Origin of the sequence: Streptomyces sp. SPB074, assembly GCF_000154905.1 — a bacterium.
Lineage (GTDB): Bacteria > Actinomycetota > Actinomycetes > Streptomycetales > Streptomycetaceae > Streptomyces.
Map to the genome: position 1 here is coordinate 1,598,918 of NZ_GG770539.1, position 21,021 is coordinate 1,619,938.

Consider the following 21,021-nt stretch of genomic DNA (forward strand, 5'->3'; position numbering starts at 1 on the left):
GACACCGACGCGGCAGGCAAACGGCGCTGCACGGTCACGGTGGCGGCGCGGACGGAGCGCGGGACGCGGCTGTGCCGCAACGTCGGCGCGGCACAAGGCACGCGACATCGACGCGACGTACATCCGTGTCGAAGGCCCACGTCGGCGCGGCGTATGTGCGACGTCGCGGTACCGCGATGTCAGCGTGACGTCGCGCGCGTCCCGTGCTGCGCACCGTACGACGCGTGTGCGTGGTGCTCATGCGTCCGGCCACTCGCGTCGTTCCCCTCCCCCGCCGCCAGCACGACACCCGCCACCACGACGGCGAGTCCGCCCGCCAGGCCGACGATCCCGCACACGAGCCCCGCCAGCGACATGCCCCGCCCAGGCCCGCCCGCACGCCGCGCACGTCCCGCTCCCACCGCGCCGAACACGACGGCGAGTACTCCCGTCGCGAGCCCGAGGAACCAAAGAACCACGGCGCCTCCGGTGTCCAGGATGAAAGCGAGCCCGTAGGAGAGCACCGCGACCACGCCGAGTGCGAGCGCGGCGCGTGCCGCTCCAGCGGCCGACGGCAACGCACCGCTTGGCGCAACGTGCGGCGCGGACGACGCAACGTGCGGCGCGGACGACGCGACGTGCGGGCTCGCGAAGGGGGCGGGATGCGGCCCGGATGACGCGGCGTGGGGCGGCCCCATCTGCGGTGGCGCGGGCGACGGCGCCGTTGGTTTCAGAAGAGGCGCAGGGTACGCGGCGTGCGCCCCAGCTACCGACTGCGCCGCTACGTCGGCCGACGTAGCGGCGGACGACGCGCCGTACGGCGGCCCCACGGCGTAGGGCGGCGACGCGTTCCCCGCGTGCGGCGCACCGCCGAGCGCATCGTGGGCGAGGGGGTAGCCGAACGCCGCCCAGCCGGGGCCGGCGGGCGACGTGGGGATACCTCGTACGGCAGTCTCGCCCCGTCCCGACGGTGCGTCGCTTCCAACCGGCCTCGTCGTGGACGAGGCGCCGGGGAGAGCGGGGCCCGGGGGCCACGGCGCGACGTCGGGTAACCTTGTCCCCGGCAGCGGCGCGGGCCAGGAGGCCGGGGCCCTGAACGGAGCCGTACCGTCGCTCACGAACGACCCCGGCACGTCGCCCCCGGACGCCCGACGGCCACCCCCCGACGCCGCGTCATCCAGCCCCGCCCCCACCCCGTCAGTCTCGTACGCCGCGTCGTCCTCGCAGGCCACGTCGCGCGGACCCCCGTCGCCCGACGCGACCTCTCGTCCCCGCGCGACGTTCCCGCCGCCGCCTTCATCCCGCACGTCCTCGCGCGCCGCATCCGCCTCCCACGCCACGTGGTCCCCGTCGTCCCGCTCCCTCGCGTCCATCCGCTCCCCTTTTCCCCGCCTCGACCGCGCGCCTCGGCCCGATGTCGCGGCGGGTCGTCGCGACGTCGCCCCGCATTGCCGCATCGCCTTCCCGCAACCCGACGCCGCGTCGCGTCGCGTGACGTACCGCAGTACCGCATCGTCGCCCATCCCGGCCACATGTCGCGCGACGCCCCGTCCTACGATGATCCCCGACCGGCGCCGGGACCGGTCCACCGCCCTGACCGGGGAAGGACCGCGAGGACCCATGAACGTCTCCACCGAGCTGCACACCTTCATCGCCGGCCTGCCCAAGGCCGAACTGCACGTGCACCACGTCGGCTCCGCCTCGCCGCGCATCGTCGCGGCGCTCGCCGCGCGCCACAGCGACACGCGGGTGCCCACGGCGCCCGAGGCCCTCGCGGACTACTTCACGTTCACGGACTTCGCGCACTTCATCGAGGTCTACCTCTCCGTCGTGGACCTCATCCGCACGCCTGAGGACGTCCGGCTGCTGACCTTCGAGGTCGCGCGCGACATGGCGCGCCAGAACATCCGCTACGCGGAACTGACCGTCACGCCGTACAGCTCGACGCGGCGCGGTATCGACGCGCACGCCTTCATGGAGGCCATCGAGGACGCACGTCACGCCGCCGAGAAGGAGCTGAACGTCGCGCTGCGCTGGTCCTTCGACATCCCGGGCGAAGCCGGTCTCGAAGCGGCGGAGGAGACGGCGCACCTCGCCACGGAGCTGGGCCCCGAGGGGCTCATCAGCTTCGGTCTCGGAGGCCCGGAGATCGGGGTGCCCCGCCCGCAGTTCAAGCCGTACTTCGACCGCGCGCGAGCCGCGGGTCTGCGCTCCGTTCCGCACGCCGGCGAGACGACCGGCCCGGAGACGATCTGGGACGCGCTCAATGAACTGGGTGCCGAGCGCATCGGCCACGGGACGAGCGCCGTGAAGGATGCGCGGCTGCTCGCGCACCTCGCGGAGCACCGCATCCCGCTGGAGGTGTGCCCGACGTCCAACATCGCGACGCGCGCCGTCGCGGATCTCGCCGAGCACCCGGTCAAGCAGATGGTCGACGCGGGCGTCCTCGTGACCATCAACAGCGACGACCCGCCGATGTTCGGCACGGATCTCAACAACGAGTACGCCGTCGCCGCCTCGCTCCTCGGCCTGGACGAACGCGGCCTGGCGGAGCTGGCGACGAACGCCGTGGAGGCGTCGTTCCTGGACACCGTGGGCAAGACACGGCTCCACGCCGAGATCGACGCGTACCTCGGCGCCTGGCTTGCGCCCTGACGCTGTGATGACATGCCCCCATGCGCACCGTCACGGCCGTGGGACATCGCGGCGATCCGTACCGTTTCCGTGAGAACACCCTCGCCTCGCTGCTTTCCGCTTTCGCGAGCGGCGCCGACGCCGTCGAACTCGACGTCCGGCTGACGCGCGACGGCGTTCCGCTGCTCCTCCACGACGCGACGCTCGCGCGGTTGTGGGAGATCGACGCGCGGCTCGGCGACGTCACGGCCGAGGACGTCGCGCGGCGTACCGGGGGCGGCGTGCCCTCCCTCGCTGACGCTCTCGGCGCGACGTCGGGACGTCGCGTCATGATCGATCTGCCCTCCGCGACGGCGCGCACGGTGCGCGCCGTCCTGGGCGTCGTACGCGACAGCGGCGCGACGTCGCGCGTGTACTACTGCGCCGGTGCCGACGCGATGCTCGCCGTACGCGCCCAGGATCCCGATGCGGAGATCGCGCTGACCTGGACGACGCTCGCCCCGCCACGCCCCGCGCTCCTCGACGTGGTCCGGCCACGCTGGCTCAATTACCGTTTCGGTCTCCTCGACGCCGGGCTCGTCGCCTCGCTGCACCGCGCCGGCTACCTCGTCTCCGCCTGGACGCCGGACACACGGCGATCGCTGCGTCGTCTGCTCGCGGCCGGTGTCGACTCGGTGACGAGCAACCGTGTCGGCGTCGCGTGCGAGGAACGTACCCGCGCGGGCCTCGTACCTCCGTCACTTCGCCCGGGCGACGCGGCGTCGGGGGATGTCGCGGCGTCGTAGCGTCGCGTACGACGGCGGGGGGATGTCGCGTCGCGACGTCACGTGACGCCACGTGACGCGACGTCGCGACGTTCGGCGCGGAGCAGCGTCCGCACGATCTGCTGCGCCATCGCAAACGCCTCGTCCGCGTCTGGCAGCGAGAGCCCCACCGCTTGACCGACGTGCACGCCCTACGTGCCGCAGGCATGTGCGCACACCCGTAGCGGCCCCGTACGCGACGTCCTCGCCCCCACGCGACGCGTGCCGCCCCCGCGACGTACCGCAGGACCCGCACCGTTCGACGCCCCGCACCGCGCGCGACGTCGCGCCCCGCCCCCGCCCCGCGACGTACCTCCGCACAAGGACGGCCCGCGCCGCGACACACCGCGACACGAGCCGTCCTCTCCTATCCGTTCCTTCCGTTCCCTCCGGCACGCCGGACGCGCCGAGGTCCCCTCCTCAGTCCAGCGAGGTCATCACGTGCTTGACGCGCGTGTAATCGTCGAACCCGTACAGCGACAGGTCCTTGCCGTAGCCCGACTTCTTGAAGCCGCCGTGCGGCATCTCGGCGACGAGCGGGATGTGCGTGTTGATCCACACGCACCCGAAGTCGAGCGACTTCGACATGCGCATGGCGCGCGCGTGGTCCTTCGTCCAGACGGACGAGGCGAGTGCGTACTCGACGTCGTTCGCGTACGCGAGGGCCTGGGCCTCGTCGGTGAAGGACTGGACCGTGATGACGGGCCCGAAGACCTCGTTCTGGATGATCTCGTCGTCCTGCCGCAGCCCGGAGACGACGGTCGGCGCGTAGAAGTAGCCCTTGTCGCCGACGCGGCGTCCGCCCGTCTCGACCTTGGCGTGCGCGGGCAGCCGGTCGATGAAGCCGCTGACCTGCGCGAGCTGGTTGGCGTTGTTGAGCGGCCCGTAAAAGGCGTCCTCGTCGTCGGGGCCCGCGGTGCGCAGTTCCGAGGCGGCCTCGGCGAGCGCGGCGACGAACTCGTCGTGCACCGACTCGTGGACGAGGACGCGCGTGGCGGCGGTGCAGTCCTGCCCGGCGTTGAAGTAGCCGGCCTCGGAGATGCCCGAGACGGCCTTGGCGAGATCGGCGTCCTCGAAGACGACGACGGGCGCCTTGCCGCCCAGTTCGAGGTGGACGCGCTTGAGGTCCTTGGCGGCCGAGCCGGCGACCTCGGTGCCGGCGCGCACGGAGCCGGTGATCGAGGCCATGGCGGGCGTGCGGTGCTCGACCATGAGGCGCCCCGTGTCGCGGTCGCCGCAGACGACGTTGAAGACGCCGACGGGCAGCACGGAGCCGATGATCTCGGCCATCAGAGCGGTCGAGGCGGGCGTCGTGTCCGAGGGCTTGAGGACGACGGTGTTGCCGGCGGCGAGCGCTGGGGCGAACTTCCAGACGCCCATCATCATCGGATAGTTCCACGGCGCGACCTGGGCGCAGACGCCGATCGGCTCGCGCCGTACGAAGGAGGTGAGGCCCTCCATGTACTCGCCCGCCGAGCGTCCGTCGAGCATCCGCGCGGCGCCCGCGAAGAAGCGGATCTGGTCCACCATCGGCGGAATTTCCTCGCTGCGGGTGAGCCCGGTCGGCTTGCCGGTGTTCTCGACCTCCGCCGCGATGAGTTCCTCGGCGCGCTCCTCGAAGGCGTCGGCGATCCGCAGCAGAGCGCGCTGGCGCTCCGCCGGCGTCACGTCGCGCCACGCGGGAAACGCCGTCGCGGCGGCGTCCATCGCGGCGTCCACGTCGGCGGCGCGCGACAGAGGCGCCGTGGCATATGCCTCTCCGGTGGCCGGGTTCACGACCTCCGTGGTGGCGCCGTCCGCGGCGTCGCGGAACTCGCCGTTGATGTAGTTGCGCAGTCGGCGCAGGTCGGTGGTCACTGCCGGCCCTCCTGTCGATGTCCGGAGCCCGGCGGCCGGGACTCCCTGTTCACTGACCGGAGCGCGGTCTCCCGGGCTCCTGCCTCACGCTCGGAGCACGAAGCCCACGGCTGACGGACTCGGGCGCGGGAACCCCGCGGCCGGGCCACCGGTCGAACCGAGGCCCCAGGCCCGAACACCCCGGGCGCCCGAGACCCCAGGTCAGGAACCCGAAGCACGCAAGGCCCGGGGTCCCGCAGGCCAGAGAAACCAGCGCCCCTCACGCCCGAAAGTCCTCAAACCGAAGGTCCTACAACCCGAAGGTCCGAAATCTGAAGCCTGGAGCTTCCGAAGACCAAGGGGCCGACAGCCCGTGTCCAAAGCATGAGACACCCACCCTAGCCGCAAGGGTGACGCTTTCGACACAGCAGATCCCCCCAGGCTGCGGAATCGGTTTTTTCAGCACCTATAGGCAACGGATTTCATCGATTCATCCTTGCGGAACTGCGGACTTCTCCGGCAGAGTGACGAGGTGGCCAGTCGTAGCTCAGAAATCAGAACCGGTAACGGCAGCTCCGCCCTCGACGCCGTCTCACTGGCGATCATCGAGCAGCTCCAGGAGGACGGTCGGCGCCCGTACGCCGCGATCGGCAAGGCCGTGGGGCTCTCCGAGGCGGCGGTGCGGCAGCGCGTGCAGAAGCTGCTCGACCAGGGCGTCATGCAGATCGTGGCGGTCACCGATCCCCTGACCGTCGGCTTCCGGCGGCAGGCGATGGTCGGCATCAACGTCAAGGGCGACCTCGACCCCGTGGCGGACGCGCTCGCCGCGATGCAGGAGGTCGAGTACGTCGTCCTCACCGCCGGCTCCTTCGACCTGCTGGCCGAAATCGTGTGCGAGGACGACGACCACCTGCTCGATGTGATCAACAGACGGATTCGCACCCTCCCCGGAGTGCGTTCCACCGAGAGCTTCGTCTATCTCAAGCTCAAGAAGCAGACCTACATGTGGGGAACCCGATAGCCGTGAGCAAGGACCTCTCCCGAACCGCGTACGACCACCTGTGGATGCACTTCACACGCATGTCGTCGTACGAGAACGCGCCCGTCCCCACGATCGTGCGGGGCGAGGGCACCTACATCTACGACGACCGGGGCAAGCGCTACCTGGACGGCCTCGCGGGCCTCTTCGTGGTCCAGGCGGGACACGGCCGCGCCGAGCTGGCCGAGGCGGCGCACCGCCAGGCGAAGGACCTCGCGTTCTTCCCCGTCTGGTCCTACGCGCACCCCTCCGCGATCCAGCTCGCGGAACGCCTCGCCCACCACGCCCCGGGCGACCTCAACAAGGTCTTCTTCACGACGGGGGGCGGCGAGGCCGTCGAGACCGCCTGGAAGCTCGCCAAGCAGTACTTCAAACTGACCGGCAAGCCGACCAAGTACAAGGTCATCTCACGCGCCGTCGCCTACCACGGAACCCCGCAGGGCGCCTTGTCGATCACCGGGCTCCCGGCTCTCAAGGCACCGTTCGAACCCCTCGTGCCAGGAGCGCACAAGGTCCCGAACACCAACATCTACCGCGCGCCGATCCACGGCGACGACCCCGAGGCGTTCGGCCGCTGGGCCGCCGACCAGATCGAGCAGCAGATCCTCTTCGAGGGCCCCGAGACCGTCGCGGCCGTCTTCCTCGAACCCGTCCAGAACGCCGGCGGCTGCTTCCCGCCGCCGCCCGGCTACTTCCAGCGGATCCGGGAGATCTGCGACCAGTACGACGTCCTCCTCGTCTCGGACGAGGTGATCTGCGCCTTCGGCCGCCTCGGCACGATGTTCGCGTGCGACAAGTTCGGCTACGTACCGGACATGATCACCTGCGCCAAGGGCATGACCTCCGGCTACTCGCCGATCGGCGCCTGCGTCGTCTCCGACCGCCTCGCCGCCCCGTTCTACGAGGGCGGCAACACCTTCCTGCACGGCTACACCTTCGGCGGCCACCCCGTCTCCGCCGCCGTGGCCCTCGCCAACCTCGACATCTTCGAGCGCGAGAACCTCAACCAGCACGTCCTCGACAACGAGGCCGCCTTCCTCGGCACCCTCAACCGCCTCCGGGACCTCCCCATCGTCGGCGACGTCCGGGGCAACGGCTTCTTCTACGGCATCGAACTCGTCAAGGACAAAACCATTAAGGAGACCTTCACCGACGAGGAAAGCGAACGCATCCTCTACGGCTTCGTCTCCAAGAAGCTCTACGAGTACGGCCTGTACTGCCGCGCCGACGACCGCGGCGACCCGGTCATCCAGCTCTCGCCGCCGCTCATCTCCGACCAGTCCACCTTCGACGAGATCGAGAGCATCATCCGCCAGGTCCTCACGGAGGCATGGGCGAAGATCTGAGCCCGGGCGCCTCGGACGCGATGCCGGTCCCGGCCCGTCCCCCGGGCCCGCCCTCACTCGTACGGGTGAGGGCGGGGCGGGGGTCTTCCTGGGGCGGTGTCGTGGGGTACTCGACGTGGGGGGGGCAGACCGGAGGGGGTGGCGTGGCGCGCCGCCGTCGGGCGCGGCGTAGGGGCCACGTGGCGCGCTGCGGGGCGCCGTACCCGCGCGACGTCGCGCGCGGCTACGTGGCGGCCGGCGACGCGGAAGACCGAGACGCGGCGTGACGTAGCCGGGGCGCGACGTCGCGTCGCGGCGTCGCACGGCACCAACGTCGCGCGCTGCGCACGACGCGGCACCACACACGCGGCGATACGGAAGAGCAGGACGGCCCGCCCCCACGCGACGCCGCCCCACGACGGCCCGACGCGACAGCTGCAGCTGCCCCCGGCACGGCACGGCACGACGCGTCATCGTCGCGCCGTACGCGACATGACGCGGCGCGAGGCCGGCGCCCTGGCCCTCCGCGCACCGTGACAGCGCGATGCCGCCCTGACGGCGCCCGTACGGCGCGACGCCCCGCCGTCCGCCCCGTGGCCCATCGCCCGTCATCGCGTCGTCGCGCCGTCGCCCCGGATGGCGCGCGACGCCGCACGCCGCGTGTTACGTTCCAGGCGATTTAGGGACGAACAACGCGCTCCTCGCGACACTCCGGCCACCGACGCGACGTCAGCCCGCCGCCTCGCGGCACGGCAGCGTCGCGACGCGGGCGCGACGCCGCCCCGAATCCGACGGCCCCGAGCGGAACTGAGGTGCACTGCATGGTTGCCCCCTCGCCATCCCCGGCCGACGACGTGCTGCGGGCCGAGGGCCTGCACGTGACCCGTCACGGCTCCCCCGTGCTGAGCGACGTGACGCTCAGCCTGCGACATGGCGAGATCCTCGCCGTGGGCGGCCCACGCGGCAGCGGACGCTCCACCTTGCTGCGCTGTCTCGCCGGCATGATCCGCCCCGACCGGGGCGGCGTCTGGTTCGACGGCGTGCCCCTCCACGAACTTTCGACGGGTCGGTGTGCCCGTGTACGGCGCGACCACTTCGGATGGCTGGAGGAGACACCGCGCCTCGCCCCGGAGCTCACCGCCTGGGAGAACGCGGCGCTGCCCCTCCTCCTGCGCGGCGTCCCCCACCGCGCGGCACGCGACGTGGCCACGGAATGGCTCGACCGCCTCGACATCGCACGATGCGCGCGACGCCGCCCCCACGCCCTCACCCACCTGGAGCAACGCCGCGTCGCGATGGCCCGCGCGCTCGCCGGCACTCCCGCGCTCCTCTTCGCCGACGAGCCGACCGCGACGCTGCACTCCGCGGACCGCGCCGTCCTGCTGCGCACCCTCATCACAGCGGCGCGCACGCACGGCATCACCCTGCTCCTCACGACCCACGGCGACGAAGCGGCGGAACTCACCGACCGCTCCGTCGCCCTGCGGGACGGACGCCTCGCGCCCGCGACGTCCGTCCCCGGCGACGTTCCCGGTACGGAAGAGGGGAAGGCGACGTGCTCAGTCTCCGTCTAGTACGCGGCGGCAGGCCGCTCGTCCAGGCGCGGCGTCTCCTCGTGAGCGCGGCGTCGGCGGGCACCGGCTTCCTTCTCCTGGCCGCGCTGGGGCACGCCCTGTCGCACGACGGCGCGGCAAGCTCGGTCCGTCACCTCGCCTGGTGCCTCGTCCCCCTGGCCGCCACGGTGTACGTCGCGGCCGCCGTGTCCCGCACCGACCCCGCGCTCCGCCCCGAACGGGGCCGGCCTCCCTACGGCCTCTCCCCTCGCGGCCTGCGCCTGCTCGCGGGCACCGCCACCGCGGCGTTCTGCGCCCTGGGCTCCGTCGTCGCGCTGCTCCTGTTCCTCCTCGGTCGCGGCAGCCTCGGTGTCCGGCCACTGGGCGACGGCGCCGCGAAGGCATTGGGTACGGGCTTCGGCCTGCCCGTCGCGGCAGTACTGACCCTTCTTGTCCTCGTCCCCGCGGCGACCGCGGTGGCGGCAGCGGCCCTCACCCCCGTCCCTGCCACGCCCGGAACGCCGCCCGCGACGTCGGCTCCTCCCGGCCTTCCCTGGGGGGTCGCGCTGCTCGCTGCCGGGTTCGCCGTACGCGCGACGCTGGGCGAGGGAACGGCCGGCCTTTCCGCGAAGGCACTCGCGGGGCGTGATGGCGTGCCCGGCGGTGTCGTGGCCGGCTGGGCACTGATCGCTGCGGGCCTCGCCGTCGCGGGCCCGGGGATCACGTGGCTGTGCGGGAAGCTCCTGCAATCGGGCCGTCCAGGGGCCGTACGTCTCCTCGCGGGGCGCGGCCTCCAGGAGGAGGCCCGCCGCGTGGGCCGTCCCCTCGGCGTCGCGGTGGCGGTGGGCGCGGCGCTCTCCGCGGCGTACGGCGGCGACGCGACGTACCGGGCGACGGGGCCGCTCACCGCGCTCGGTGTGGGCCTCGTAGTGGCGTGCGCGGCGACCGCGCTTCTGCTGGCCGCCGTCGAGTCCCGCCAGGCCCGCACGGACACCACCGCGGCGCTGGCGCAGTCGGGGACGCCCGTCGCGACGCTCCGTACGGCGGTGGCACTTCGGGTGGGCACCGTGCTGGTGGGACTCCTCCCGCTGACGTGGGCCGTCGCGGCACTCGCGACGTTGCCGGTCGGTCACTGACGCGTCGTCGCGGGCGCCGTGCGCATCCTGGCGCCGCGACACCGATGAGTCCCGGCACTCGCGACGGTCATCTCTGGCACAAGGCGGCGGGGACACCTCGCGAGGGCGCACCACTCAGTGCGCCCTCGCGCTCTGCTCACCGCTTCGCTCGGCCCACCGCATCTTCGTCTTTTCCCGAAACAGGAGTACCCGATGACCTATCAGCAGATGATCTTCGTCAATCTTGTCGTCAACGATCTCGACCGCGCGAAGAAATTCTTCACCGACCTGGGCTTTCGCCTCAACGAGCAGTTCACCGACGAGCAGACCGCGAGCGTGGTCATCAGCGACACGATCGTCACCATGCTGCACACACGGGAACGCTTCGCCCAGTTCACCCCGGAGGGCAAATCGCCCGCTGACGCCGGCGCGACCACCGAGGTTCTGCTCGCGCTGAGCGCGCGCAGCCGGGAGGAGGTCGACATGCTCGCCGACCGCGCGCTCGCCTCGGGCGGCAGCCCCGCACGCGAGGCCGAGGACCACGGCTTCATGTACGGACGTTCCTTCGCCGACCCCGACGGCCACGTCTGGGAGGTCGTGTGGATGGACCCCGCGCAGGTCCAGGACTGAGCAACGCCCGACGCGACGTCGCGCGACGCGGCGACGCACGCGACGTGGCGACGCACGCGACGTGGCGTCGCACAGGGCCGGCGCGCGACGCCAGACCAAGGGACGTCGCGCCGCCGCGTCGCGGCGCGCAGCGTCACTCACCACGCGGCACGCGACGTACCGCTCAGCCCAGCACCACGACGTCCTGGGCGTCGAAAGCGACACCCACGTGGTCCCCGCGCGCCGGCGCCTCGTGCAACGCGCACGTCGCCTCGATCTCAGGCGCATCCCGCGGTCGCAGTCGTAGCGCGACGTGCGTGCCGTGGAAGGTCCGCGCGACGACCTCGCACGGAAGCCCGTCCGCCTCAGCGACGAGGCGGACTCCTCCGGGGCGTACGAGCACCGTGTGCTGACCGGGCGGCGCCACGACGCCCTCCGCGAGCGACAGCCGCCCCCACGGCGTCTCGGCCACCTGCCCCGTGACACTCGCCGGTACCAGGTTGCCGAAGCCGAGGAAACGCGCCACGAAGGAATCGGCCGGTCGGCGCCATACGTCGAGCGGCGCCCCGGACTGCGTGACGGCACCGTCGCGCATGATGACCACGCGATCGGCCAGGGCGAACGCCTCGCCCTGATCGTGCGTCACGGCGAGCACGGTGGTACCCAACGCGGTGAACAGCTCGCGCAGCTCCTGCACGAGCCGTTCACGCAACGCCCGGTCGAGTTGCCCGAACGGCTCGTCGAGCATGAGGAGACTCGGCCGGGGCGCGAGCGCCCGCGCCAGAGCGACGCGCTGCTGCTCCCCTCCCGAGAGGGAGCCGACGCCGCGCCGCCCCGCCTCGGCGAGTCCGACGAGCGCGAGCAACTCGGCGACGCGTGCCTTGCGAACGCTCGCCGGCACCCGACGCATCCGCAGGCCGAACGCGACGTTGCCCGCGACGTCGCGCTGCGGGAAGAGCTGGTGGTCCTGGAACATGAGCCCCACACCGCGCCGGTGCACCGGTACGTCGCGCTGGTCCTCACCGCCGAGCCACACGCTCCCGGCGTCGAGCGGCTGCAAGCCCGCCACGGCACGCAGCAGCGTCGACTTCCCGCTCCCGCTGGGCCCCAGGACACACACGACCTCGTGCGCGCTCACCGCCAGGTCCACCGCGTCGAGCGCCAGCCGGCCCTCCCCGAAGCGCACCGTCGCGTTGACGACGCGCAAGGCTGTCCCGTCCTCCGAACCCTCCCTCACGGCGCCGACATCGCGCGGTACCGCGGCGGGCGTCGTCCCCAGGGCGCGCGACGCACCCGCGAAAGGCGACGTACCGGCAGCACGCGACGTCGCCGCGCACCCCGCTCCCCCACCGTCACGCGCCGGAACTTCGCCGACGCTCTCGTGGCGTGCACGACCGAAACGCGGCATCAGCGCGACCTCTCCTTCGTTCGGAGCCCCTCGGCTTCCGCAGTGCGCACGTGGCCCGTAGACCTGGCCGAGTCGCGGCGTCCGACAATGGGCGCCGCGTAGTGGGGGCTTCTGCGGGCGGGCGCACCCGCTGCGCTGTCGCGCGGATCGCGCGGACGCAGCCGTTCCAGGACGAGCAGCGAGACGACGCACACCAGCATGAGGACGGTGGAGAGCGCCATCGCCTGTCCGTAGTTCAGATCGCCCGGACGTCCCAGGAGCCGCGCCACGGCGACGGGCAACGTCGGGTTGTCCGGGCGGGCGAGGAAGACGGTGGCCCCGAACTCACCCAGCGAGACCGCGAAGGCGAAGCCGGCGGCCACGAGCACCGAGCGACGTACCAACGGCAGATCGACCTCCCACCACACCTGCCGCGGCGTCGCCCCCAGCACCGACGCCGCGTCCCGCAGCCGCTGGTCGATGGCGCGCAGCACGGGAAGCATCGTGCGTACGACGAAGGGCGCGCCCACGAGCGCCTGGGCCAGCGGAACGAGCATCCAGGACGCGCGCAGATCGAGCGGAGGTTCGTCGAGTGCGATGAGGAACCCGAAGCCCACGGTCACCGCCGAAACGCCGAGCGGCAGCATCAGCAACGCGTCGAACCCGCGCAGGAGCCCCGACGTGCCGCCCGGCCGACCGTCTCGCCCGCGTCGCTCCCGGCTGAGCGCGACAGCGGCGAGGCCGCCCACGAGGAGCGCGATGAGCGTCGCCACGGCCGCGTAGCGCAGGGAGTTGCCGACCGCGGCGATCGGGGCGACGAGGAAGGTCCCTCCGTCGGCGGAGCCGAGGGCGCGGAAGTAGGTCAGCCCGAAGCCTTCCGGTGTATCGAAGGCACGTACGAAGAGCACGGCGAGGGGCAGGACGAGGAGAACCATGATGACGCCCAGGACGCCGCCCAGCAGGGCCCACTGCGCCGCGCCGCGCGGCCGCCGCGCCGTACGCGAGGGGTCCACGAGCCGTAGCGTGCTCTCGCCCCGGCGCACCGCCCACGCGTGCAACGCCAGCACCGCGACGACGGCGCCCAACTGCACGAGCGTCAGCACCGCCGCCGTGGGGAGATCGAGCAGCTGCGCCGTCTGCCGGTAGATCTCGACTTCGAGTGTCGCGTGGGCGGGGCCCCCGAGGATCTGCACGATCCCGAACGACGTGAACGTGAACAAGAACACCATCAGTCCTGCGGATGCCACCGCCGGAACCAAGGCCGGCAGCGTGATCGTCCGCCAAGCGCCCCAGCGCGAGGCGCCCAGAGTTCGCGCGGCGTCTTCCTGCCGCGGGTCCAGCTGCGCCCACAAGCCGCCCACCGTGCGCACCACGACGGAGTAGTTGAAGAAGACATGGGCCGCGAGGATCGCCCACACGGTGGTGTCCAGGCGCACACCCCACAGCGCGTCCAGGAGCCCGCCGCGACCGAGTACGGCAAGGAAGGCGCTGCCGACCACCACGGTGGGGAGGACGAACGGCACCGTGACGACGGCGCGCAGCACGCCCTTTCCGGGGAAGGCGAAGCGCGCGAAGACGTACGCGCCGGGCAGCGCGAGGAGAAGTGTCAGCGCCGTGGACGCCAGCGCCTGCCACGTGGTGAACCAGAGGACGTCGCGTATGTCACGTCGCCCAAGGACGTCGGCGACCGCGTCGAGCTGCCACCCTGTCGAGGTGTGCAGCCCACGCCCCATGATCGCCGCGACGGGGTAGCCGAAGAACAGCGCGAAGAAGAGCGCGGGTCCGGCGACGAGAAGCAGAACGACGCCGCGACGCCGCGCCTCGGGACGCATCGTGGCGAGGCGACGTCGCGCGGTACGTGGCGACGCGTCCACGCGACGTACGTCGCGCGGGAGCGCATCGCCGGGCGCAGCGCCCCGCGCGTCGTCCCGCCCCTCGCGCGACGTCCCCCTCGTTCTCACTTGACGGCCAGTGAGGTCCAGGTGTTGATCCAGTCCTCACGGTGCTCGGCGATCTTTTCCGGAGCGAGGGTCCGCGCTCCGTCGGAGCTGGCTCCGTACCGCGTGAACAGGTCCGGCAACGGCGTCCCCTTCACGACGGGCTTGACGAACATCTGGAGCGGCATGTCGCGCTGGAACGTCCCGCTCAGAAGGAAGTCGAGGAGCGCCTTGCCACCCTCCGGATTGGGCGCGCCGTCGAGCAGGCCCGCGCACTCGGTCTGCCGGAAGCACGTCCCGGTCGCGACGCCTGTGGGCGCTTCCTTGGGCCGCGGGTCCGCGTACAGGACTTCCACGGGCGGGCTGGAGGCGTACGAGACGACGAGCGGCCGGTCACCGCCGGCCTTGCGGCCACCTGCCGAGCCCGAGAACTCCTCGTTGTACGCCTGCTCCCAGCTGTCCACGACCTTGACACCGTTGTGGCGGAGCTTCTTCCAGTACGTCTGCCAGCCCTGCTCGCCGTACCGCGCGACGCTGCCGAGCAGGAAGCCGAGCCCCGGGGAGGACGTCGCGGTGTTCTCCGTGACGAGCAGATTCTTGTAGGCGGGGTCGGCGAGGTCGTCGAGGGTCCGGGGCGGGTCGAGCTTCTTGTCCGCGAAGTACTTCTTGTCGTAGTTGACGCAGATGTCGCCCGTGTCGATGGGCGTGACGCGATGCCGCGCGTCGTCGAGCCGAAGGTCGGCCGGCACGGCGGAGAGCCCCTTCGCCTCGTACGACGCGAAGACTCCCTCGTTCAGGGCTCGGGACAGCAGCGTGTTGTCCACGCCGAAGAACACATCGCCCTGCGGGTGGCCCTTGGTGAGAACGGCCTGGTTCACCGCCTGGCCCGCGTCCCCGCTCTTGAGGACCTTGAGGTGGTAGCCGGTCTTCTGCTCGAACTTCTTCAGCACGCTCTTGGACGCCGCGAAGGAGTCGTGGCTGACGAGTGTGACGGTCTTGCGGCGCGACGAGCCGGCGTCGGCACCGGAGTCGTCGCCGCAAGCGGCGAGGGATGTGGCGGCGAGGCCCGCCGCGACTATGACGGCGGCGGCCCTACGGCGGGCGGTCATGAATTCCTCCTGGTGTGGCCAGGAGAAGACGCTGCCCTGCCCGCGACGGGTGAGGCCGGGGGCAGGGCACAACAGCATGAGTGGTGACCGAACTCCCTACCTGGAATGACCCGGGCGAGGTTCAGAGGGTCTGCGACCTGTACACCGTTGGCCGGTGTGGTTGTCGCACTCTCAGCGCTGCGGCGCTCCCCTGTCGGAATGTGTACGTCGTACGGAGTATGAAATTGTCCCGCTCCCGGTCACGCCACGAGCGATGGTGCTCGCACACCCTATCGCTACCCCGCGCCGGGCTCCCGCGCCGTCCGCGCGCGGACCGGCCACGCGACGTACTGCGGCCACGCCGCATCGCCTACGCGGCGCGGGGCGTCACGGGCTGCACAAGCGCCGCGTGGCGTCGCGTCGTCTCACGTCACGGCGGCACCTCAGGCCGCACCCTGGCGTGCCACGCGGCGTCGTCGCGCCCGGACGTCGCATCGCCCCACGTCGCACCCGCGCGCAGCCCTCCGCCGCTCGCGCCGCGCCGCCCGCACCGCCGCGTTCAACAGGCCGCCGCGCTCAGCGCTCCGCCGCCGCCAGCTGTCCGCACGCGCCGTCGATCTCCTGCCCCCGCGTGTCCCGCACCGTCACGGGCACCCCGTGCGCCGCGATCGCGTCCACGAAGGCGCGCTCGTCCTCCGGACGCGACGCCGTCCACCTCGAGCCGGGCGTCGGGTTGAGCGGGATGAGGTTCACGTGCACGCGCTTGTTCTTGAGGAGGCGGCCCAGGAGGTCGCCCCGCCACGCCTGATCGTTGATGTCGCGGATGAGGGCGTACTCGATCGACACCCGCCGCCCCGACTTCTCCGCGTACTCCCACGCGGCGTCCAGGACCTCACGGACCTTCCACCGCGTGTTGACCGGCACCAGGGTGTCCCTGAGCTCGTCGTCCGGAGCGTGGAGCGAGACGGCGAGCCTGCACTTGAAGCCCTCGTCCGCGAAGCGGTGGATCGCGGGCACGAGGCCCACCGTGGACACCGTGATGCCGCGCTGCGAGAGCCCGAGCCCGTCCGGTTCGGGATCGGTGAGCCGCCGGATCGCCCCCACGACGCGGTTGTAGTTGGCGAGCGGCTCCCCCATGCCCATGAAGACGATGTTGGACAGCCGCGCGGGCCCGCCGGGGATCTCCCCGTCGCGCAGGGCACGCATCCCCTCCACGATCTGGTGCACGATCTCGGCCGTCGAGAGGTTCCGGTCCAGTCCGGCCTGCCCCGTCGCGCAGAACGGGCAGTTCATGCCGCAGCCAGCCTGCGAGGAGATGCACATGGTGACGCGGTCGGGGTAGCGCATGAGCACCGACTCGACCAGCGTGCCGTCGAAGAGGCGCCACAGCGTCTTGCGCGTCGTGTCGTCGTCGCACGAGATGTGCCGCACGACGGACATCAGCTCGGGCAGCAGTTCCTCCTGGAGCCGCCCCCGCGCCGCGGCGGGAATGTCGGTCCACTGCGCGGGGTCCTGTGCGTAGCGGGCGAAGTAGTGCTGCGAGAGCTGCTTGGCGCGAAAGGGCTTCTCGCCGATGGCGGCGACGGCTTCCTTGCGCTCGGCGGGGCTGAGATCGGCGAGGTGGCGAGGCGGCTTCTTGGCACCACGCGGCGCGACGAAGGTGAGTTCTCCCGGTGCGGGCGGCATGGGCCAGTACTCCTCAGATACGGTGCGGCGCCGTGCGTCCCCGAGGACGCGACGACGCGTCGGGGCGGGCGCCCCGACGCGGCGTACGGCGCGCGCGACGTCGCCCCGTCGGGGCCGCGACGCGGCGTGAGCCCGTACACGAAAGGGTCCGCCGTACGTCACGGCGGACCCTTTCAGCGTAACGCGCGCCGGGACCACATCCCGAGCCGAAGGCAACGGTCCCGGGCCGACCTCGGGTGTCGGCCCGGCACCGGCCCCTCCACACCCCGCGATCACGCCCCGCGCCGCTGGACGACCCGGGGCATCACGGCTCAGCCCGAACCGACGAACAGGACGAGCAGCAACCACACGACGGGCGCCGTGGGCAGCAGGGAGTCGAGCCGGTCCATGATGCCGCCGTGGCCGGGGAGCAGGGTCCCCATGTCCTTGATCCCCAGGTCCCGCTTGATCATGGACTCGCCGAGGTCACCCAAGGTGGCACTGGCCGCGACGGCCAGTCCGAGGAGCAGCCCCTGCCACCACCGCCCGTCGTTGATCATGAACTGCATCAGCAGCGCGCCGGCCACCATGGCGAAGCTCACGGCCCCGAAGAGTCCTTCGCGCGTCTTGCCCGGGCTGATGCGCGGAGCGAGCTTGTGCGAACCGAAGCGCCAGCCCACCGCGTACGCCCCGGTGTCACTGACGACCGTGAGCACGAGGAAGAGCAGCACGCGGCGCGGCCCGTCGTCCGCCGTGAGCAGCAGCGCGACGAACGTCGCGAGGAACGGCACGTAGAACGTCGCGAACACGCCCGCCGTGACGTCGCGCAGGTAGCCCTCCGGCGGCTGGAACATCCGCCACACGAGCACGACGAGCGCCGTCAGCGCCATCGCCACCCACGCGCCCTCGGCGCCGCGCACGTAGCCCGCGACGACCATCGCGGCGCCGCCCGCGGCGAGCGGGATCAGCGGCGCGTTGACCTGCTTGCGTTCCGCGAGGCGGGAGGTCAGCTCCCACAGACCAACGACGACGGCGAGCGCTATGACGCCGACGAAGACGGCCTTGACGATGAACAACGACGCGACGACAACGACACCGAGACCGAGACCGACCCCTATGGCCGCCCCCAGGTTCCGGCCGGCGCTCTTCTTCTGCCGACCGGGGCTCGGCGCCGGTGAAGCCTGCGCGGGCGCAGGAGCGGGCTGCGGGGCCGGGGGCACGGGCGGTACGGAACCGGTCCGGCCGGGCTCCTGCGGCACCTCGTCGCGGAACAGGGGACCACTCAGCCGAGCGGCCCCCCGGTCGTCGTCCTGGTCGCCGCCGTTCGCGGGTACGTCGGGCACGATGGGCATGGGCCGAGTCTCTTGGACGTCATGCCCTTCGTACACGGGACCCGCCGAGGCAGCCCCCTGTCCGGAGGTGGGCCACGGCTCGCCGTATCCGGTACGGGACGGCGCGTCCCAGGAGGAGTCGTTCATCAGACCTCAAGCAGCTCGGATTCCTTGTGCTTGAGCAGCTCGTCCACCTGCGCGACGTACTTCGCGGTGGTGTCGTCGAGCTCCTTCTCCGCGCGGCGTACCTCGTCCTCGCCGGTCTCCTTGTCCTTGACCAGCTTGTCGAGGGCGTCCTTGGCCTTGCGGCGCACGGCGCGGATCGAGACGCGCGCGTCCTCGCCCTTGGTCCGCGCGACCTTGATGAACTCCTTGCGGCGCTCCTCGGTCAGCTCGGGGAAGACCACCCGGATGATGTGCCCGTCGTTGCTCGGGTTGACGCCCAGGTCCGAGTCGCGAATGGCCTGCTCGATGTTGCGCAGCGCGCTCTTGTCGAACGGGGTCACGACGGCCATACGGGGCTCGGGCACCGAGAACGAGGCGAGCTGGTTGATCGGCGTCAGCGCCCCGTAGTAGTCCGCGACGATCTTGTTGAACATCGCCGGATGCGCGCGACCGGTACGAATGGCGGCCAAGTCCTCCTTGGCGACCACCACGGCCTTTTCCATCTTCTCCTCTGCTTCGAGGAGGATCTCTTCGATCACCACTTGCTCCTGCGTGTCTTGAGTTGGCCTGATGAGGTTCGTCCCGCCGCGGGGGCGAGAGGCGCACAGGTCCGGCTGCGTCGCTTCCGTACTGCACGGTGTCCGAGCGACGGGTCTTTGTCCATCCCGTCGCCCGGCGGCGGCGCCCCGTGCACGCCGCGAGGGCGGCCGGAGCACGCGGCGGTCAGGCCCGGGTGCCCTGGTCGCCCACGAGCGTGCCGATCTTCTCACCCTTGACCGCCCGGGCGATATTGCCCGCCGTCAGCAGCTCGAAGACGAGGATCGGGAGCTTGTTGTCGCGGCAGAGGGTGATGGCGGTCATGTCGGCGACCTTGAGGTCGCGTGTGATGACCTCCCCGTAGCCGAGCGCGTCGAACTTGACGGCGTCGGCGTTGGTCTTCGGGTCCGAGTCGTAGACGCCGTCCACACCGTTCTTGCCCATGAGGAGGGCTTCGGCGTGGATCTCCAGGGCGCGCTGCGCGGCGGTGGTGTCGGTGGAGAAGTACGGCATCCCCATGCCGGCGCCGAAGATGACGACGCGGCCCTTCTCCAGGTGCCGCACGGCACGCAGCGGGATGTAGGGCTCGGCCACCTGCCCCATGGTGATCGCCGTCTGGACGCGGGAGTCGATGCCCTCCTTCTCCAGGAAGTCCTGGAGCGCGAGGCAGTTCATGACCGTGCCGAGCATCCCCATGTAGTCGGAGCGCGCGCGGTCCATGCCGCGCTGCTGGAGCTCCGCGCCGCGGAAGAAGTTGCCCCCGCCGATCACGACGGCGATCTGCGCACCGTCGCGTACGACGGCGGCGATCTCCCGCGCGATGGTGTGCACCACGTCGGGGTCGACCCCGAGCCCGCCACCACCGGCGAACGCCTCACCGGACAGCTTCAGCAAGAAGCGGCCGGCGCCCTTGCCGTGCACGCTGGAATCGGTGGTTTTATCGGCTTCGGCCGTCGTCATGGGGTTCTCCTCGTGATGCACATAGCAAGGAGGCCATTACCGGCGGGCGTTGTGGGCACCCTGTGCACGGCAATGGCCTCCTCGTCAGATCAGCGCCTCGTCCCGCGCCCTGCGGGGCTCGGGACGAGTGGCCCGGCGTCCTGCCCGGCGAGTACCGGGCAGAGCGCCGAGCCGGTCGTGGTACGGACTCAGATGCCGACCTTGATGCGCGAGAAGCGCTTCAGGGTGACACCGGCCTCGTCCAGGATCTTCTTGACGGACTTCTTGTTGTCCTTGGCGAACGGCTGGTCGAGGAGGGTGACCTCCTTGAAGAAACCGTTGACGCGGCCTTCGACGATCTTGGGGAGCGCGGCTTCGGGCTTGCCCTCGTTGCGCGAGGTCTCCTCGGCGACGCGACGCTCGGACTCCACGACGTCGGCCGGGACGTCCTCGCGCGACAGGTACTTCGGCGAGAAGGCGGCGATGTGCTGCGCGACGTCCTTGGCGACCTCGGCGTTCTCCTTGTCGAGCTCGACAAGGACACCGATCTGCGGCGGGAGGTCGGGCATCGTGCGGTGCATGTACGCCGCGACGTAGCCGCCGGAGAACTGTGCGAAGCGGTCGAGGACGATCTTCTCGCCGAGGTTGGCGTTGGCCTCGTCCACGTACGCCTGGACGGTCTTGCCGGGCTCGATCTCGGAGGCGAGCAGGGCCTCCAGGTCGGCGGGGGCCGACTTGGCGACGTGCTCGGCGAGGGTGTTCGCGACGGCCTGGAACTTCTCGCCCTTGGCGACAAAGTCGGTCTCGCACTTCAGCTCGACAAGGACACCGGAGGTGTGGTCGTCGGCGAGGAGGGAGACGACGGCGCCGTTCTCGGCGGAGCGGCCCTCGCGCTTGGCGACGCCCTTCTGGCCCTTGACGCGAAGAAGCTCGACGGCCTTGTCGACGTTGCCCTCGGCCTCGTCCAGCGCCTTCTTGCAGTCCATCATGCCGGCGCCGGTGAGCTCACGGAGCTTCTTGACGTCGGCGGCGGTGTAGTTCGCCATGATTCTGTGAATCTTTCTCGAAGTCTGGAAGTG

At 71.4% G+C, this 21,021-nt stretch carries 16 protein-coding genes and 1 riboswitch; of the genes, 7 read left to right on the plus strand and 9 right to left on the minus strand.

From position 1 onward, the window contains the following. Window positions 1–1,599: 1,599 nt before the first annotated feature. Both SSBG_RS06325 and SSBG_RS06330 read left to right on the plus strand, forming a co-directional pair. Complete coding sequence (locus SSBG_RS06325) at window positions 1,600–2,634, plus strand: adenosine deaminase (RefSeq protein ID WP_037869080.1); 1,035 nt, start codon at window positions 1,600–1,602, stop codon at window positions 2,632–2,634. 20 nt (window positions 2,635–2,654) lie between these two features. Continuing rightward, window positions 2,655–3,398 carry a glycerophosphodiester phosphodiesterase gene (locus tag SSBG_RS06330; RefSeq protein WP_008745378.1) on the plus strand — a complete coding sequence of 248 codons (744 nt, stop codon included), beginning with the start codon at window positions 2,655–2,657 and terminating at the stop codon, window positions 3,396–3,398. Window positions 3,399–3,836: 438 nt separating this feature from the next. On the opposite strand, the gene SSBG_RS06335 is transcribed toward SSBG_RS06330, so the two are convergent. Then, window positions 3,837–5,273 (minus strand): gamma-aminobutyraldehyde dehydrogenase, encoded by a 1,437-nt coding sequence (locus tag SSBG_RS06335; RefSeq protein ID WP_008745379.1) that lies wholly within the window; start codon window positions 5,271–5,273, stop codon window positions 3,837–3,839. 511 nt (window positions 5,274–5,784) lie between these two features. Here SSBG_RS06335 and SSBG_RS06340 point away from each other — a divergent pair. From SSBG_RS06340 to SSBG_RS06360, 5 genes are all read left to right on the plus strand, one after another. Next, window positions 5,785–6,273 (plus strand): Lrp/AsnC family transcriptional regulator, encoded by a 489-nt coding sequence (locus SSBG_RS06340; protein WP_008745380.1) that lies wholly within the window; start codon window positions 5,785–5,787, stop codon window positions 6,271–6,273. Next, window positions 6,258–7,637 (plus strand): aspartate aminotransferase family protein, encoded by a 1,380-nt coding sequence (locus SSBG_RS06345; RefSeq protein ID WP_008745381.1) that lies wholly within the window; start codon window positions 6,258–6,260, stop codon window positions 7,635–7,637. The genes SSBG_RS06340 and SSBG_RS06345 overlap by 16 nt, the downstream gene beginning before the upstream one ends. 800 nt (window positions 7,638–8,437) lie before the next feature. Beyond that, on the plus strand, window positions 8,438–9,190 hold the full coding sequence (locus SSBG_RS06350; protein WP_008745382.1) for an ABC transporter ATP-binding protein: 753 nt from the start codon (window positions 8,438–8,440) through the stop codon (window positions 9,188–9,190). Further along, a complete protein-coding gene (locus SSBG_RS06355; protein ID WP_008745383.1) occupies window positions 9,172–10,305 on the plus strand; it encodes a hypothetical protein in 1,134 nt (377 codons plus the stop codon). Before SSBG_RS06350 ends, SSBG_RS06355 begins: the two co-directional genes overlap by 19 nt. Before the next feature lie 192 nt (window positions 10,306–10,497). Continuing rightward, window positions 10,498–10,914: a VOC family protein gene (locus SSBG_RS06360; protein WP_008745384.1), complete on the plus strand. Its 417-nt coding sequence runs from the start codon at window positions 10,498–10,500 to the stop codon at window positions 10,912–10,914. Window positions 10,915–11,077: 163 nt separating this feature from the next. Here the strand turns inward: SSBG_RS06360 and SSBG_RS06365 are convergent, their stop codons facing one another. From SSBG_RS06365 to tsf, 8 genes are all read right to left on the minus strand, one after another. Continuing rightward, complete coding sequence (locus SSBG_RS06365; protein ID WP_008745385.1) at window positions 11,078–12,130, minus strand: ABC transporter ATP-binding protein; 1,053 nt, start codon at window positions 12,128–12,130, stop codon at window positions 11,078–11,080. Between the two features lie 170 nt (window positions 12,131–12,300). Continuing rightward, complete coding sequence (locus SSBG_RS06370; RefSeq protein WP_008745386.1) at window positions 12,301–14,112, minus strand: ABC transporter permease; 1,812 nt, start codon at window positions 14,110–14,112, stop codon at window positions 12,301–12,303. Between the two features lie 125 nt (window positions 14,113–14,237). Continuing rightward, window positions 14,238–15,326 (minus strand): thiamine ABC transporter substrate-binding protein, encoded by a 1,089-nt coding sequence (locus tag SSBG_RS06375; RefSeq protein WP_008745387.1) that lies wholly within the window; start codon window positions 15,324–15,326, stop codon window positions 14,238–14,240. A 75-nt stretch (window positions 15,327–15,401) separates the two neighbouring features. Next, window positions 15,402–15,528, minus strand: a riboswitch (TPP riboswitch). Between the two features lie 353 nt (window positions 15,529–15,881). Continuing rightward, the gene (rlmN, locus tag SSBG_RS06380; protein WP_008745388.1) at window positions 15,882–16,991 is read right to left on the minus strand and encodes a 23S rRNA (adenine(2503)-C(2))-methyltransferase RlmN; all 1,110 of its coding nucleotides are present in this window, start codon (window positions 16,989–16,991) and stop codon (window positions 15,882–15,884) included. Window positions 16,992–17,302: 311 nt separating this feature from the next. After that, window positions 17,303–18,448, minus strand: a complete 1,146-nt coding sequence (locus tag SSBG_RS06385; protein ID WP_008745389.1) for a phosphatidate cytidylyltransferase — start codon at window positions 18,446–18,448, stop codon at window positions 17,303–17,305. After that, a complete protein-coding gene (gene frr, locus SSBG_RS06390) occupies window positions 18,448–19,005 on the minus strand; it encodes a ribosome recycling factor (protein ID WP_008745390.1) in 558 nt (185 codons plus the stop codon). The genes SSBG_RS06385 and frr overlap by 1 nt, the downstream gene beginning before the upstream one ends. A 184-nt stretch (window positions 19,006–19,189) precedes the next feature. Beyond that, window positions 19,190–19,963, minus strand: a complete 774-nt coding sequence (gene pyrH / locus SSBG_RS06395; RefSeq protein WP_008745391.1) for a UMP kinase — start codon at window positions 19,961–19,963, stop codon at window positions 19,190–19,192. Window positions 19,964–20,151: 188 nt separating this feature from the next. Next, window positions 20,152–20,988 (minus strand): translation elongation factor Ts, encoded by an 837-nt coding sequence (gene tsf / locus SSBG_RS06400; protein WP_008745392.1) that lies wholly within the window; start codon window positions 20,986–20,988, stop codon window positions 20,152–20,154. Between the last annotated feature and the right edge of the window lie 33 nt (window positions 20,989–21,021).

Bases quoted from the DNA above. Each gene is read 5' to 3' on its own strand.
- SSBG_RS06375 (WP_008745387.1), bottom strand. From the start codon at position 15,326: ATGACCGCCCGCCGTAGGGCCGCCGCCGTCATAGTCGCGGCGGGCCTC.
- SSBG_RS06350 (WP_008745382.1), top strand. From the start codon at position 8,438: ATGGTTGCCCCCTCGCCATCCCCGGCCGACGACGTGCTGCGGGCCGAG.
- SSBG_RS06325 (WP_037869080.1), top strand. From the start codon at position 1,600: ATGAACGTCTCCACCGAGCTGCACACCTTCATCGCCGGCCTGCCCAAG.
- SSBG_RS06385 (WP_008745389.1), bottom strand. From the start codon at position 18,448: ATGAACGACTCCTCCTGGGACGCGCCGTCCCGTACCGGATACGGCGAG.
- rlmN (WP_008745388.1), bottom strand. From the start codon at position 16,991: ATGCCGCCCGCACCGGGAGAACTCACCTTCGTCGCGCCGCGTGGTGCC.
- SSBG_RS06360 (WP_008745384.1), top strand. From the start codon at position 10,498: ATGACCTATCAGCAGATGATCTTCGTCAATCTTGTCGTCAACGATCTC.
- SSBG_RS06370 (WP_008745386.1), bottom strand. From the start codon at position 14,112: ATGCGTCCCGAGGCGCGGCGTCGCGGCGTCGTTCTGCTTCTCGTCGCC.
- pyrH (WP_008745391.1), bottom strand. From the start codon at position 19,963: ATGACGACGGCCGAAGCCGATAAAACCACCGATTCCAGCGTGCACGGC.
- tsf (WP_008745392.1), bottom strand. From the start codon at position 20,988: ATGGCGAACTACACCGCCGCCGACGTCAAGAAGCTCCGTGAGCTCACC.
- SSBG_RS06330 (WP_008745378.1), top strand. From the start codon at position 2,655: ATGCGCACCGTCACGGCCGTGGGACATCGCGGCGATCCGTACCGTTTC.